The following is a 15,093-nucleotide window of genomic DNA, read 5'->3' as shown; positions in this document are numbered from 1 at the left end:
AATTACCATCGTTTGCATATTTCATCATCAAAATTGTCGTAGAATTGCAAGCGAGCAGTTCCCACAACTAAATTATTTACATTCTCTCCAGGGGAAATAACCTGGACTCAAAATTGATAAATACCTGAGTTCGTGGGATTATAAAATGGTTTTAAACCGATGGTAATTGTTTAATTAGCAGTAACTAGTTGGTTGAAAATAGCAATAATAGTTTGCGGTTGATGTGGATTTTTGGCTAGGGTAATACCTAGCCTTTTTTTGTCCATTTGTTTCTCCAAAACCAATACTGTTTTTTTTGATCAAATTCAATATTTTCTACACCGTCTATTTGTGAAAAATATTAGTAATATGCGCCAACCAGGCTATAAGTTAAACTAGCAAGCACTAATGACGTAATAATTACATAGACAAAATTTCGCTGTAAAAGAAAAGTGCAGAAAGAAATGATCACGCGCAAAATAGGAATAGCAATGAGTATCAACAATCCTAATTGAATAATTCCCCGGCGGCTACCTGCCAAAACAGCATTTACTACACCTGTTGGGGAATGAAATTCAGATGGTGTACCTCGAAATATTTGATATTCAGCAGGCTCATAACCATGATGAATTAAATACAATATACCTCCGAATAATACTATAGAACTAGCGATTAAAACTCCATATTTAAGGAGGTTACTAAGTAAAAATTCTAATTGTTTTTCATTGGCTGATTTTGTGAATTTTTGATGATTAACATTTTCATCATAATGATTGAGATGCTGTTCTTCTAGCTGTTGAATATCACAATCTTGCTCCTCTAATTCAAAAGTGAAAGCTCCAACTTTTCTTTCTATCTGTGTTGTGCAAGTCCAGCGAAAACCAGAATTTAACTTATACATAATTACAGCCCTCCTATTAGACTGTTATAGACCATTTTTAACGCCATTACTACCAATACAAAGCTGAAGATAATTCTGAGAATTTGAGTTTTAGCACCAATTAAAATTCTCGCTCCTAAAAAAGCACCTGGTAACACTCCCAACATCACCGGCATAGATAAACCTGGATCTATGTATCCCTGGGTTAAATAAACACCTGCTGAGGCTGCGGCTGTGACACCAATCATAAAATTGCTGGTGGTCGTAGAAACTTTAAAAGGGAGACGCATGGCTTGGTCCATGGCCAATACCTTGAATGCCCCCGAACCAATTCCTAATAAACCAGAAAGCACTCCTGCTACTAACATAATACTGAACCCAGCAGGTAAGGCATGAACTTGATAAGGAATTACACCATCAGGAGTGGGGTAAGTCCCATTAAGTTGGAGATATTCTGCTAAGGGGTCTGGTGGAGCAATTTCTGTTTGTTCTGGTCTGGGGCGTTGAGACAGATATGCTGAATAAATTAGCACAATTGCCAAAATCAAGGAAAGTATTTTTACGGTTACATGAGTGGTAATTAAAGCCCCAATCAGAGCGCCAATGGTGGTGGCTACCTCCAGAAACATCCCCAAGCGCAGATTAGCGTAGCCTTTTTTAATATATGTAGAAGCTGAACCTAATGATGTCGCAATCACTGATACTAATGATGCCCCAACCGCATAGCGAATATCAACACCAAAGACGGAAGTTAATAACGGAACTATGACGACTCCACCACCTAACCCAGTTAATGCTCCGACTAAGCCGGCACTAAATGATCCAGAAGTGTTGAATGTTAGGAAAAGATTAAAAAAAAGTACCATAATTTGATACAATCTAAAAAAATCTAGATAAAGAATTATCAAATTATGCGCTTAAAGAATTTCCCAGAAGTGGTCAAAACAATATTGAAACCATTGCCCAAAAAAGATTATCCAGTTCTGGACACATTTTCATTTGTATCAGTGTGGTTACAGTATGTCATGGATTAAATGATCCCAACCAAACCAGTAAAGAAAATGCTAATATGCTCAATTTGAATTCCCCTTTTGTTTAATCTATATTTATGATGCCTAGATAATTTTTGTCAGCAGGATGTAAACAGAGAACTTCGTTTATCTATACAGAAGATTGAGGAGACTAAAACTATGACTATCGAGGAAGATAAAAGTACCTAATCCGATTAAGATAAAGGGCATAAAACGATTTCCATATTTAGTAAAGATATCAGCGATGCCTTCGGCGGGCGTAGCCAACGCTTGATTGCGAGTTAACTTATGTGCTACATAACACAACATCCCCACTAATGAAAAGAAAACACCCAAAATTACTAGTAGACTTTGCCAATTACTGCTGGCGAATATCGGCACATAAATACTAATATTATCCGTTCCATTGGCAAATGTAACAGCCGCAACACTATAAGTTTGCAAATTAAAAAATCTCGCTATTGGCGATTCCTGAGAAACTTTTGTTTCTGTCTCTGCATCCTCTAATTCATCTGTTTCTTGATTCATTAAACTCTTGATACCAATGATAATTGGAACTAAGCCAAATAAACCAATCCAGGGACGGGGTAAAATTAATCCGCCAAAAAAACCAGGCAAACTAGTTAAAATTAAGGCTGTAAAACCTAGATATTGACCAATAATAATATGCCAGCGGCGAAACTTAGCATCCACCTGAGAGAAAAACAAAGTCAGGATGACTAAATCATCAATATTTGTGGCACTAAAAGATGACTTTCGCTATTAGCAAGGAACTTGAGTTCCTTGCGGGATGAAGATTTTGCGTAACAGCTTAACACCAATGAGCTTTTGCTTTACCTCTACCTATGGAATCAAATGATTAAGCCCCAGACAAGAGAAATAATTGGCTGCGGAGTGGTAAAAATCAGAAGATCTTCACTAAAAGAACTTTATAGATACTGGTACTAGACATTTTATTATTTATGAGTTTATAATACAGTAAGTTGATAGAGATGCTGTAGTTTTATGAAAAATTGCCAAAACTAGGGTATCTTTCAACACTTAGGCTAAAAAATTACCCTTCAGGAGTAATAAAAGTCTATTTACAAGATTTATAAAAAGTCATTCTGAACAAACTTAGACAGCGATTTTTTGTATTCATAAAATTGAGTCTATTCAAGCTTATCTTCTTCATTTCTCAACAACCTTACACTCATACCAGTATGGACTATTTATTACTACCAGCTTTCAGCTTTTTTATTGGCATCATTGTGGGTTTAACAGGAATAGGTGGTGCATCTTTGATCACTCCTATGTTGATTTTTGTGTTTCAAGTACCACCTTCTGTTGCTATTAGTTCTGATGTGGTTGCAGCCACATTAATGAAAGTAGTCGGTGGAGTAAAACACTGGCAACAAAAAACCCTTGATCTAGAAATAGTTAAATGGCTGTCAATGGGTAGCGTTTCTGGTTCGCTGTTGGGAGTAAGAGTTTTACATCAACTCAGACAAAGTGGAGAACATAATCTAGATAGCCTCTTACTGCGGTTACTAGGAGTCATGATTTTGATAGTTACATTTACAGCATTAATCCAAATGTTGTTGATGACATTTTTTCCCAAAATCAACTTACCCGAATTGCCAAAATTAAATTTAAAAACCAATCAAGGACGTTTTCTAACTTTACTCATTGGCGCAATTTTAGGCTTTTCTGTGGGAATGACAAGTGTTTCATCAGGCTCTATGTTTGCCTTAGCTATCATAGCTTTTTTCCGATTAGATGCCCGAAAATTGGTGGGTACAGATATTACTCAAGCCGCCATTTTACTAATATTTACATCCCTGGGACATCTAACTTTAGGAACTGTTGATTGGAGTTTAGTAATCCCTATTTGGATAGGTTCTGTTCCCGGAGTTCTTATTGGTGCTAAACTTTGTGAGATTACCCCTCAACGTCCACTAAGATTTATTATCTATAGCATTTTAATGATGGTAAGTTGGAAATTAGTTTCACAGGCATGATTATCTATACCTCCATCAGCTTTTTAATTTACCTGTCCAAATAATAGGTTAAATGTCCCTCGTTCATACATAATAAATAGCCCCAAACCAATTAATACAAAAGGGACAATAGCCTGTCCATAGCGACTTAAAATACAACTAATGTTAGCTTGACGGTTTAATAAATAAGCGATAGCACACCAAACCCCTACCATACCAAAAAATACCGCTAAAATTATTCCTAACCCAACAATATCTTGACCTGCAAATAGGGGTATGTAAATACTAATATTATCACCCCCATTAGCAACTGTCACAGCTGCAACTTTATAAGTATTTGGATGTAAAATACTTGATAAAAAAGAAGATTGAGGGCTATTCTGTTCAATATTCACCGTCTGCACTTCTGTACTTTCTGCTTCACGATTTACTAATTGCTTAATCCCAATTGCAATTGGTAATATTCCTAATAATCCAATCCATTCTCGCTGGATGACTAAGCCACCAAAAAAACCTGGTAAGCTGAGGATAATAATAGCTGTAAAGCCAAGATATTGACCGATAAAAATATGTCTACGCCGAAAATTTCGATCTATTTGCGAAAAAAATAAGAGCAGAATCATGATATCGTCAATATTAGTGGCAGCAAAGGCAATTATGCCTTCTGTAAAAGCAGTAGCAAACTTGTTCATGGTAAAATTCAAAAATATACTATTTATTAAGATAGCAATATTTGGATCACTAAATTTAATCTCATAAGTTTCAGGTTCAATTAAAAAAATGTAGGTTGGGTTAAGCGACAGCGCAATCCAACAAAATACCAGGAATATTAGAGATATCGGAAATGTTGGGTTTCCTTCCGTCAACCCAACCTACATGATTTAAGTAATCACTATTGAAATTATCTAAAATGAATAATTTATTGACAGCAATTATTACCGGGGTAGTTGCTTTCATAGCAACTAATATTGATGATATTTTGATTCTGTTGGTATTTTTTTCGCAAGTAAATAAAAATTTTCGCCCTTGGCAAATTGTTGTTGGTCAATATTTAGGTTTTACTATTCTCGTCATCTTCAGTTTACCTGGATTATTTGGTGGACTGATTCTGCCTCAATCATGGATTGGTTTACTAGGCTTAATTCCTATTGCTATTGGTATCAGTAGTTTAGTGAATAAAGAAACTGAACAATTAGCTGATATGACAGAGGAGATAACATCATCTTTTTTAAATCCACAAATTTACACTGTGGCAGCGATAACGGTGGCTAATGGTAGTGATAATATTAGCATTTATATACCGTTATTTTCTAGCATTCAATTAGAGGGGTTTTTAATAATTATCAGTTTATTTTTTCTCCTGTTAGGCATTTGGTGTTATGCAGCATATCAGTTAACCCATCAGCATAAAATAGCTGATTTTTTGACCAAGTATGGTAATTATCTTGTGCCATTTGTGCTGATGGGTTTAGGAGTAGTCATTATATGGAAAAGTAAAGCGTTAAGTCCGTTAAAACTCCTTGGTAGTTGTATTTGTTTATTGTTTTTGGTGAAGAGAAATGATATTAACCAAGATAAAGGAGAAGAGGAAATAATTGTTTCTATCACCAATGATTAAATTTTCAAAGTTTAGTTAACCATTCATTCTCATTGGTATCTTGAAATAATACGGTACTCAAATAGCGTTCACCAAAGCTAGGCTGCACCATAACTATCAATTTATTGGCATTTTCTGGGCGTTTAGCTAGTTGCAATGCCGCATATAAAGCCGCACCAGCAGAAATTCCTGATAACAGTCCTTCTTCTTTCGCTAACCGCCGACTGTAGATAATCGCTTGATCATCTGAGACTTGAATGACTTCATCTATCAGTTCTGAACGATAAACAGCGGGAATAAATCCGGGGCCAATACCTTGAATTTTGTGTGGACCTGGTTTTCCGCCTGCTAATACTGGACTATTAACTGGTTCAACTGCAACTGCTTGAAAGCTGGGTTTGCGTTGTTTAATTACTTCGGAAACACCCGTAATTGTTCCCCCAGTTCCTACTCCTGACACAAGGATGTCAACTTCTCCATCTGTATCATGCCAAATTTCTTCAGCGGTGGTGCGAGCGTGAATTTGGGGGTTAGCAGGATTGCTGAATTGTTGCAACATATAAGCATTGGGGGTGATAGCAACTATTTCTGTCGCTTTAGCGATCGCTCCCCGCATTCCCTCTACCCCCGGTGTTAACTCTAATTGCGCCCCATAAGCTCTTAGCATGAGTCTTCTTTCCTGACTCATAGTATCTGGCATCGTCAAAATCAAACGGTAGCCTTTAGCGGCTGCAACCATAGCTAAAGCAATGCCTGTATTCCCAGAAGTTGGCTCAACTAAAGTTGTTTTACCAGGAATAATTAAGCCTTGTTCCTCTGCTGCTTGAATCATGCTCACGCCAATTCTGTCTTTCACAGAAGCCGCAGGATTCATACTTTCTAGTTTGACAACAATCTGCGCCAATGCTCCTAAACTTTGAGGAATTTTGTTTAACTGTACTAAGGGTGTTTTGCCCACTAACTCGGTGATATTTTTGGCTATTCGCATTGCTATACCTCTTGATAACTAAATGTAATACATGGGATTATTTTGGGCGCGAGTCTCTCTTTCTTGACACAAATCTTGGAGTGTATAGCTACGCAAAACCTCAATTGCAGCCGCATTAGCTTTTTCCCAGATTTCCAGAACCAAAGTTTTTTCTATCGTCGGAGTCTCAGAGCTTTCTTTGTCTTTCCGTTCACCTTCTACCAAGGTGACAATTTCTAGCAAAGTAATTTGCCAAGGCTCACGCATTAACAAGAAACCGCCTTTTGAGCCACGTTGACTGTGGACTAAACCCGCACGCCGCACTTGAGTGAGAATCTGTTCCAGATAGCGTTCTGGTATGGGTTGCTTGGCGGCAATCTCACTCATAGTCAAAGGAACTTTTTTATCGTGATGGCTGGCTAGTTCTAACAGTGCTAGGAGTGCGTATTCCACTTTTGCAGAAAGATCCAGAAGAGCGTAGTTTTGACTATTCAAATCTGTATTCAAAATACTACTGTACATTGATAGATTTATCGGCTATTAACCGCAATTATTTTACTTTTGGGTGTTAGATGTGATAGTACCACACTTACAATAAATAAAATACCATAACTCTATCGGATTTAAGGTGATTGTATGCAAGATTCTCAAAATTGCTGAATATTTTCGGGAAAATATCTTAATACAATATTTTTTAAATCAAGAATAATGTATACTACGGTTACTACATCGGAAATTAGTAATATATACGCTGATGTCATTATACACAGGTTTAATTCAATCATCTACTAACAATACTCCAAAGATTTTCACCAGGCGATCGCTATTGCCCGTTAAAAAAAATGCTGTGTGGCAAATAGAAAGCGGTTTTGTGATGACATACACTTATCTAGAAGACGGTACAACAGTAGCTTTGGGATTATGGGGTCCGGGAGATGTGGTTGGTGAAGTTCTCTCGAAAATAAAACTCTATCGGATGGAATGTTTAACCACAGTAGAAGCCACTGTTTTACCTGTGGATGATTGGCATCAACTCACAGAAACTTTGCTGTATCACATTCAACAAGCGGAAGAATTAATGGTGATTCGCAGCCATAAAAAAGTAGAGACTATGCTGATTCAACTATTAGGATGGTTATCCAAAAAATTTGGCTCAGAAGTAGAACAAGGGCGTTTAATTGATATGCGTCTAACTCATGAAGATTTAGCAGCACTGATCAGTTCTACTCGTGTAACTATCACTCGTCTGCTGGGACAATTGGAACAGGAGGGATTGATTGATAGACTTCCCCTGCATCGAATTATCGTGAGACAAGAGGATATTTGGTATTACGAAATTTAATTTGGAAAATACCAAAAAATAACTCTGCGAAGGAGGTAATCGCCCATTCATAGACTTGCTAAAAATTTTACTCTCATCAAAGCATTTGATGTATTTGTACAAGGAAATCCCCCAACAACAATTAAAGGAAAACCGAGTTTCTTAGGTGTTGGAGGATGATAAGTTAAAATGTCATTCCATATAGGAACATTCAAGAAATGGGATTGCAACACTTTTTGAGCAATAGGATTTATTTCTACAAATTGAAGGGTTTGATATTGTTCACCAAAAACCCATTTAGCAGCAAGTTCAAATGCCCCAATTCCAGAAAATAAACTAATTGCTTTAAAAGTTTGCATTAATCAACGTACTCCCATTTACTATTGTCAGCATTACAGCCTTTATTGATTGATTGGCGAATAGTCGCGCCTGAAATCCCAATTTTCTGAGATGCGATTTTCACGGATTCATAAACTTCTCCGGTATCGAGCCTTCTAACAGGTTTAGGTTGATGATGATGTTTTGTGTGTTCCTCGCAAGTCATTATTTGAAGATTTTCTATCCTATTATCTAATTTATCATGGTTAATATGATGAACGTCAAAACCGCAAGGAATTTTATCGTTGTGGTACTCCCAAATATCTCTATGTAAAAGTGATCTCGGTTGAGTTGTTTTAATATAATAACCATGAGTTTTTAGTGTGTATTTTTCACCATTAAACATAACAGATGGAAGTCTTTTTTGAGTTCTAAGTTTATACCCATGAGATTTTAGAAGATTATGAACAGAAGTTCTTGTTGAATTGCATTTTTCAGCTACTTCTTGTAAACTAAGCCCTTGTTGATACAACTCCCAATAATCTGCTGCAACGTCTGGTTTTGCATTAAAATGTTGAGGATTTTTGCAAGGATCATAAAGTTCTCTGGGCTTTCCTGGTTTTCTTGCCATATTTAAAAAACTAAAATCTTCAAAACCCAAGGGCGGTAGCACCAAATCATATGAAATAGACATCTATATTTTGCGGTGGTGTGTAAGTTTTAATATCAGAGTGAATAGGAATCAGTGGATAGTGTGAACGCAATACTTGTTGAGCAGAAGGAAGAATTTCTACAAATTGGTAAGTTGTAAAAATCTGATAACCATAAATTTGTTGAACAATTTCAGCAGCCAATTCCCACGCACCAATTCCAGCGAAGTAATCAATACAGGTAATCATAACAAAATTATTTCTGTGCTACCGCCTTTAGAGTTTGCTGTTGTTGTTTAAAGCCATGAAATTAGTTAAAGCAGTTGAACCACCAATGGACAGTAATATGTTGAAGATGCTTGAAAATGATGTCGCAGAAATCTTGGAGAAAATCAGAAACTTATCCGCAAAATATCCTAGTGATTCTCTTGAACAGTCTGCAATTTCTATCCAGCTAGAATTAGAAAGTTTTGTATATACCGCTAAAAAGCGAGCCAAATAAATTGCAAGTAAATAGTTGAATTTATACTATTCCCGAAAGTAACAACTAGGAATATTTTATCATGAACAGAATCATTTTTGCAGGAATTGAAGGTGAAATAAAAAGTGTTTCACCTCATGGGAATTATACGAATTATACAGTAGTTAAGTTGAGCGATCGCATTACAATTGTAGGAACTTTCAGTAATCGCTTTCACTGGCAGGAATCGCCTGATTCTAATTCTGGATTCAAGAGCTTTATCACCTATATCGGGTTAAAATCTTATTCAGAATATCAACACTTTGCTGAATGGGTTGCATTGAATAATGGGTATTTTGAAGGTGACGACGGAACTCCCAGAGAAGCCAAGCGTGTTAAACATTCTAGCTTTCCATTGGAGATAAAAGTTAGAGGTTTAATAGCTGAGTCAGTTTTTGAATTAGTGCAGATGTAATAACAAAACAAGTTGGTGTTATTGATTTTTTAGTAACACCAACTAAAAACATGATTTTTCTTTGCTACCGCTTTTAGTTTGTGATTTGTTTAGAAGTGAGAAACAATGAGTTTGTAATTTTTTACCAAACAACGAAATTCTGAATAATTTAGTTTAGACAAGAGGTGAATCAAATGTATATTGAAGCATCAGAAGCTTGGTATTTTGCTGAAGAATTGTCAAATAAAATCATTAATGGTGTTTGGAGTGATGTTGTTAAAAAGCTCAAACAATTAAACCCCATGCAGTTAATTTATGTATTTGATTTGATAGTTAAGAATAAAATGCTTAATCAATCAAATATCGACAGTCTTGTGAGAGTAATTTCTAATCATCTAAATGATAAAGATGAATAGATAATGTAACACTACTGCTAGTTAATTCTGGCAGTGATTGAATTAATAAAATAAAATGAATTATGATTAAAGTAATCAATGGTAAACGCGATGGTTTTATTGGTCAAGATAAAATTTATATTGGTAGAGCTAATAAGTTTTATGGTTTACAAGAAAGTCCTTTACATAATCCATTTAAACTTAGCAGCGAGAAAGAAAGATTTGAAAGTTGTAAAATGTTCGATAAATATTTGTACGACAAAGTTAAACTTTGGATGAATGAGGGAATACTTGATGAAACAACAATCGCTCTCAGAGACATAATTTTTAAAGTTCTTGAGGGTGTAAATATAATCTTTACTTGTTGGTGTAGTCCTTTACAATGTCATGGTGATGGAATTATTAGGTGTGTGAATTGGATAATTCAGCAAGATTGGTTTAAACAGGCGTATAGCGAGTATTATAAGTGATTTTATTTTGGTAGCATTTGCAAATTATTGTGAGTGCTACTAGGAATTTTATTGAATATTTATTTCAGCATTTTATTGAATATGGACGCTACCGCGAAGAGATTTTGGGAGTCAATTGATTCCTTTTCTTTTTTCTTTCATTTTATTTTCTTTTAGGAGTTTCATCATGGCTATTAAATTTGTCACAAAATCTCAACAAGAAGTTCAAGTTATTGAAAAGCAACGTTTAACTTTATTGGATGCTATTCGAGTTATGAGTTGGGAACAGCATAAGCTTGATAATCCTAATTATAAACGTGGCTTAGAAGGTTATAATACAGAATTTGGTGATGAATGGAAAATAGATCCAATTCACGATAAATCTTTAGATGAATTGATTGAATTTATCCAAGAGTTAGGTTTTACCGTTGATGAATTATTAAGTGTCAGATCAGAACATTATTCTGAGAAGAAACTAATTCAAGAACGAGTAGCAGCTAAGAAAGCTAGAGAGTTTGGTTATGAGACTAGTCAAACGAATGGCTTTAAAGAAAGTGAAGATGGAGATGATGAATATGGGTATCCTCCATACTAAATATTTGATTGATTGATTTGATAGCTTCTAATCTCTATATGAGGTTAGAAGCTTTTTTGTTAATTACAACTGGAGAAAAATAATGGTCAAGTTCGTAAGAAAATTTAAACAACAGCCGATTGATAGAAAACCTGGTGAAACACCTGTTCAAGCAGCATTCAGAAAATTAGCAGAAAATACTAAATATTTCAATGAAGTGATCAAACCACATTTAGAACAATTAGTATCATGTTATCCCGATAAATACATATTTTTGTATTATCACGATAAATGTATGATTTTTGATGGTAATTATTACGTTAAAAACAGAGAATTTAGAAGCATTTCTGACAATGAAATCTATGACAAAATTGGTCAGATTTTAGCAACAATATAGATTCTGATTTTTAATAGCTCTGATTCCTATAGGAATTAAGGCTTTTTTTTAATGAATTACTAAATTCTTTACGATATTGCAGCTACCGCTAAGAGAATTTAGTTTATTTTTTTAGGACATCTTTATGCTACATCTACAACAATATCTTTCCGAATCTCAACAACAAGAAATTTTACAACATTGTAGAGAAATTGGTAAGAAATCGCCTCTTTTCAGGTTTTGGGCTGGGAGAAATCCCGGCTCTTTTTTTTAGTTAGAGAAAATCAAGATTTGTTTTTTGATTCTGAAATAGCAAAACAGGAAACAGAGAAAACTACGGATTTAAGTTTTTGAATAGGTCTTTATATTTTTGAGGCATAGGCAAGTGTTATATATTACGTTAAGCATAACATTTATATCGCAATTCCGCAAAAAATCAACCAGCGATCGCCCAAAAATCACGACTCACAGGAATAGAGATTGGCCTCAGTAAACCTTTAGCAGATATGTAATTGAGCCGTCTTCAACCATTAATCGATCCACAAATTGTAACACATCGTTTACATCCATTGAAACTATACAAGATAAGTATTTGAGGCATTATAGCCGACTTTTATCCCATTTTTTCTGATATTTTCCGTTTTTTATTGAGTTCTTGTGACAAAATTCCCGTATAAATCCGTTTTCCTGGGGGTTGTTAAACCTACGAAGGCTGTGTTATGCTCATTTGTAACTCAGCGAAATAACTGTAGCTATATATGAATCGCTGACAATTCTAACAGGGTTATCGTTATGGATAGTGACGCGTTTTCATCAAAGTTTGGTGAATTAGGAAAATCTGTTATATTGCTTTTTCTTCAGGGTTTTAGTCTTGTCACAACAGTAGAGGGTGCTAAGATTATCGCCGAAGATCTTCCTGTTATTCCTATAGTAAATATTCCTACATATTTACTTTTGGGTATGGGTATTCAGTTAATGATATTTTGGCTACTTGTATTTGGTAAAAAAGGAGGCATAAAATCACCAACTATTTTATGGATGCTAATTATAATTCTTACTTTTTGTAGTATTTATACTAGTTTCTTTTCTCTTTATAAAGGACTTAGCGGCAAAGACTTGAATGCAACAACTATTGCCATAGAACAGAGTGATCGGATCACAACAGAAATTTTTAATTCATCTAAATATACTGAAGAATCAAAAGACTATCCATCTAGACAACAGGAATTTGATAAAGAAGATACGACATGGAATAGAACTTGTATTACAGGCATTAATATCCCAGAATGCCAGAATGTTAAAGAAAAATTAAATGCAGCAAATAAAAATTTAAAGCCATTATTAAGAGTAAAACGCTTGGAAGAATATACTAAAAAAATTAAAGAATATCAAGAAAATATCAAAACCTATGATAAAAATAAAAACTATAGTGAGAAGGAAAAACGTGATTTTAAAAGTCTGCAAGCATTAGCAATTCGTAAAGACAATAAGTCAATAATTTCTGATTTTCACGATGTAATTAGTGAAGGTGTAAAACGACAACAGCAAAGCTCAGAAGGTTATATCTTATTTCCCTTGGAAAAGCTATTAAGTGGCGACAAATTTGCAATTACGGCCTTTTTAATTGCTTTTCTTGTCGATGGTATAGCAATTTTGTTTGGAATGGATTCTGATGAAAATAATGGCAATAAGTTTAAAGATCTTCTTGTTATGATTTCTAGAAATATTAGGAATGAGGCGCATAGTTTTTTACCAAGGCAGATTTCTTTTTTCTCACATATTATAACCAATATAATTAGCTCATTATCAGGCGCTATTCAGAAATTAATTTCTGTTATTTTTATTGGAATTAGCAAGATTTTTTATCCATTTTCGCCGACAAGAAACATAAATACATTACAAATTGAAGGGACAAAACAAGACTTTATCTATTTGCTTCTTGATAGTATGGATGAAACAAAGATTGAAGGATATCGCCTTATTGACAGAAAACAAATTGCCTTATATTCTTCGGAAAATGATTCTTTCAAGCGTGGTTATCAAACACTAATAGAAAGAATGATTATTTTAAAATGGATTGAAATGACAAACGAAAATGATTATAAAATAATAGAGTATGTAAAGTTCCATAATTGGCATGTCAATGAAATGAATAAAACGACTGATTATGAAATACACAGTGTTCCTTACCCAGACAAATTTTACACTATAGTAAGTATTCCAAAACAAAAAGGCTTTTTTGCCAAAACTTTTGCCAAAATTGTTGATCACTTTTCTAAGAGGATGTTTTAAACTTCTAATGTTGTATCAAAATTTCCCTAGATCCCCTTAAAAAGGAGATTTAGGAGGGTTTAAAATTTTTGATACTCAACTAACCACTTTTCAAACAACCTCTAACAATGAATAATGTTTATTTCGTGGTTTAATAAACTAAATACATCATCAATGTAAATCTAACAAGCAATTTATTTATTATGCAAGAAAGAGAATTTTTAAACTTAGGAGAAATGTTGGGTATGGGTTTTGATTCTTTGCAAGAAAAACTCTGCCCAAATTCTGCAATAGATACAAGTAAGAATGAAGAACAATCGCAGAAGATGCAAGCGCAAGATATGTTTGATTTTAAATATATAAAAGATCAAAAAATGCTTGCAGAACAGTTTAATATTTCTGGTTCCGTTTCTGGAAAAGGAAGTTTCGGTCCATTGTCAATAGCCGCTAGCATGAGGGGAGAGCATTTTAGTGTAAATCAGGTAGAAGAAGAAAATCTTTATATTTTATTGAAATATCAGTTATTCAATACTGCATACAGATTAATAAACCCCAGATTGTCAGTTGAAGCTAATAATATTTTAAATAGCTCCTCTGATTCTGGAGAGTTTAGAAAAAAATTTGGAGATGAATTTATTATTGGGTTTAAAACAGGTGCAGAATATACGGCATTAATACAAATTTTTGACGTTAAAAAACGAGATCAAGTTAATACTTATGGAGAAATCAATGCGGCAGTCAATAAGATTATGTTTGAAGCTGAATTAAGTGTATCTTCTAAGACAGAAAAACTAGAAGTATTAAAGAAGTTTTCTAGCCAAGTTAGTGTTTTTAGAAAGCCAAGCAATAGTGAAAAATTAGTAATGAGTCTTGATACCTTAATCGAAGATTTTATGGATTTTAAAAAACGTATTAGAAATGAACCCTGCCCTCAATATATTACCATTTTCTCTGATTATGATAAATTAGTTGACATCAACAAAAGTATTCTTACACCAAAATTAAAACAATTAAAATCAAAATTGAACAACCTAAGAGAGCATAAGATGCGCCAAGAAGTACACTTATTAAACCTTGAAAATCTTCAAAAATTCGACAAAAACATAGAGGTGTTAAAAATTCAAGGAGAAGGACAACATTTATTAGACAGAGTTAGTGAATTACGTAGTTATATTAATGCTGTTAATGAATTTATTGATGAGTGTCTTTATTTGCCTAATGCTATTAACAGCGAACAATATGATAAATTTTTAAAATTTAAATAAAAGCACCATTGACGATACTGTAAGGTGTGTTACTTAACGCACCTTTTTACTTTTAATTATGATTAATTTGTAATATTTATGCGTTACGCTAACATATCCTACTGTTGCTGATTTACATATTCTATCC

19 protein-coding genes and 2 pseudogenes are annotated in these 15,093 nt (G+C 34.3%); 12 read left to right on the top strand and 9 right to left on the bottom strand.

Features of this window, described 5'->3' with window-relative positions; all coding sequences use genetic code 11:
- Positions 1-340 precede the first annotated feature (340 nt).
- Positions 341-880, bottom strand: a complete 540-nt coding sequence (locus AN486_RS07805; RefSeq protein ID WP_053540222.1) for a DUF1634 domain-containing protein — start codon at positions 878-880, stop codon at positions 341-343.
- 2 nt (positions 881-882) lie between these two features.
- Positions 883-1,725: a sulfite exporter TauE/SafE family protein gene (locus AN486_RS07800; RefSeq protein ID WP_290600007.1), complete on the bottom strand. Its 843-nt coding sequence runs from the start codon at positions 1,723-1,725 to the stop codon at positions 883-885.
- A 45-nt stretch (positions 1,726-1,770) separates the two neighbouring features.
- On the opposite strand from AN486_RS07800, the pseudogene AN486_RS07795 reads away from it, so the two are divergent.
- Positions 1,771-1,890: pseudogene (locus AN486_RS07795) on the top strand (IS4 family transposase); the annotation flags it as partial.
- A 126-nt stretch (positions 1,891-2,016) separates the two neighbouring features.
- Here AN486_RS07795 and AN486_RS07790 read toward each other — a convergent pair.
- Positions 2,017-2,625, bottom strand: a pseudogene (locus AN486_RS07790) (cadmium resistance transporter); the annotation flags it as partial.
- 467 nt (positions 2,626-3,092) lie between these two features.
- On the opposite strand from AN486_RS07790, the gene AN486_RS07785 reads away from it, so the two are divergent.
- Entirely contained in the window at positions 3,093-3,890 is a 798-nt protein-coding gene (locus AN486_RS07785) for a sulfite exporter TauE/SafE family protein (RefSeq protein WP_053540225.1), read from the top strand.
- Between the two features lie 23 nt (positions 3,891-3,913).
- Here AN486_RS07785 and AN486_RS07780 read toward each other — a convergent pair whose 3' ends face one another.
- Entirely contained in the window at positions 3,914-4,561 is a 648-nt protein-coding gene (locus AN486_RS07780) for a cadmium resistance transporter (protein ID WP_053540226.1), read from the bottom strand.
- 218 nt (positions 4,562-4,779) lie between these two features.
- Here AN486_RS07780 and AN486_RS07775 point away from each other — a divergent pair, with 218 nt between their 5' ends.
- On the top strand, positions 4,780-5,487 hold the full coding sequence (locus AN486_RS07775; RefSeq protein ID WP_168634973.1) for a cadmium resistance transporter: 708 nt from the start codon (positions 4,780-4,782) through the stop codon (positions 5,485-5,487).
- A gap of 4 nt (positions 5,488-5,491) precedes the next feature.
- Here the strand turns inward: AN486_RS07775 and cysK are convergent, their stop codons facing one another.
- Complete coding sequence (cysK, locus tag AN486_RS07770) at positions 5,492-6,454, bottom strand: cysteine synthase A (protein WP_053540227.1); 963 nt, start codon at positions 6,452-6,454, stop codon at positions 5,492-5,494.
- A gap of 18 nt (positions 6,455-6,472) precedes the next feature.
- On the bottom strand, positions 6,473-6,955 hold the full coding sequence (locus AN486_RS07765) for an Rrf2 family transcriptional regulator (RefSeq protein WP_168634974.1): 483 nt from the start codon (positions 6,953-6,955) through the stop codon (positions 6,473-6,475).
- A 232-nt stretch (positions 6,956-7,187) separates the two neighbouring features.
- On the opposite strand from AN486_RS07765, the gene AN486_RS07760 reads away from it, so the two are divergent.
- Positions 7,188-7,775, top strand: a complete 588-nt coding sequence (locus AN486_RS07760; RefSeq protein WP_053540229.1) for a Crp/Fnr family transcriptional regulator — start codon at positions 7,188-7,190, stop codon at positions 7,773-7,775.
- 47 nt (positions 7,776-7,822) lie between these two features.
- Here AN486_RS07760 and AN486_RS07755 read toward each other — a convergent pair whose 3' ends face one another.
- Genes AN486_RS07755 through AN486_RS07745 form a run of 3 tightly spaced genes read right to left on the bottom strand, consistent with a single transcriptional unit; the run spans position 7,823 to position 8,971 of the window.
- Positions 7,823-8,113 carry a DNA cytosine methyltransferase gene (locus AN486_RS07755; protein WP_168634976.1) on the bottom strand — a complete coding sequence of 97 codons (291 nt, stop codon included), beginning with the start codon at positions 8,111-8,113 and terminating at the stop codon, positions 7,823-7,825.
- Positions 8,113-8,766 carry an HNH endonuclease signature motif containing protein gene (locus AN486_RS07750; RefSeq protein WP_205748391.1) on the bottom strand — a complete coding sequence of 218 codons (654 nt, stop codon included), beginning with the start codon at positions 8,764-8,766 and terminating at the stop codon, positions 8,113-8,115. The genes AN486_RS07755 and AN486_RS07750 overlap by 1 nt, the downstream gene beginning before the upstream one ends.
- Complete coding sequence (locus tag AN486_RS07745; protein ID WP_290600000.1) at positions 8,750-8,971, bottom strand: hypothetical protein; 222 nt, start codon at positions 8,969-8,971, stop codon at positions 8,750-8,752. The genes AN486_RS07750 and AN486_RS07745 overlap by 17 nt, the downstream gene beginning before the upstream one ends.
- Positions 8,972-9,026: 55 nt before the next feature.
- Between AN486_RS07745 and AN486_RS07740 the strand changes: the two genes are divergently transcribed.
- From AN486_RS07740 to AN486_RS07705, 8 genes are all read left to right on the top strand, one after another.
- Positions 9,027-9,224 (top strand): hypothetical protein, encoded by a 198-nt coding sequence (locus AN486_RS07740; RefSeq protein ID WP_290599998.1) that lies wholly within the window; start codon positions 9,027-9,029, stop codon positions 9,222-9,224.
- Positions 9,225-9,285: 61 nt separating this feature from the next.
- Positions 9,286-9,657, top strand: coding sequence for a hypothetical protein (locus AN486_RS07735; RefSeq protein ID WP_290599996.1), 372 nt, complete (start codon positions 9,286-9,288; stop codon positions 9,655-9,657).
- A gap of 173 nt (positions 9,658-9,830) precedes the next feature.
- Positions 9,831-10,052: a hypothetical protein gene (locus AN486_RS07730; RefSeq protein WP_053540233.1), complete on the top strand. Its 222-nt coding sequence runs from the start codon at positions 9,831-9,833 to the stop codon at positions 10,050-10,052.
- Positions 10,053-10,114: 62 nt separating this feature from the next.
- Positions 10,115-10,501 carry a DUF4326 domain-containing protein gene (locus AN486_RS07725; RefSeq protein ID WP_053540234.1) on the top strand — a complete coding sequence of 129 codons (387 nt, stop codon included), beginning with the start codon at positions 10,115-10,117 and terminating at the stop codon, positions 10,499-10,501.
- Positions 10,502-10,667: 166 nt separating this feature from the next.
- A complete protein-coding gene (locus tag AN486_RS07720; protein ID WP_053540235.1) occupies positions 10,668-11,075 on the top strand; it encodes a hypothetical protein in 408 nt (135 codons plus the stop codon).
- A gap of 82 nt (positions 11,076-11,157) precedes the next feature.
- Entirely contained in the window at positions 11,158-11,451 is a 294-nt protein-coding gene (locus tag AN486_RS07715) for a hypothetical protein (protein ID WP_015080860.1), read from the top strand.
- 771 nt (positions 11,452-12,222) lie between these two features.
- A complete protein-coding gene (locus AN486_RS07710) occupies positions 12,223-13,722 on the top strand; it encodes a hypothetical protein (protein ID WP_290599992.1) in 1,500 nt (499 codons plus the stop codon).
- Between the two features lie 182 nt (positions 13,723-13,904).
- Positions 13,905-14,966, top strand: coding sequence for a hypothetical protein (locus tag AN486_RS07705; RefSeq protein WP_053540236.1), 1,062 nt, complete (start codon positions 13,905-13,907; stop codon positions 14,964-14,966).
- Positions 14,967-15,093 lie beyond the last annotated feature (127 nt).

This window comes from Anabaena sp. AL93 (assembly GCF_001672085.1).
Classification (GTDB): Bacteria; Cyanobacteriota; Cyanobacteriia; order Cyanobacteriales; family Nostocaceae; genus Dolichospermum; species Dolichospermum heterosporum.
This window is presented reverse-complemented; position numbering and strand designations above follow the sequence as displayed.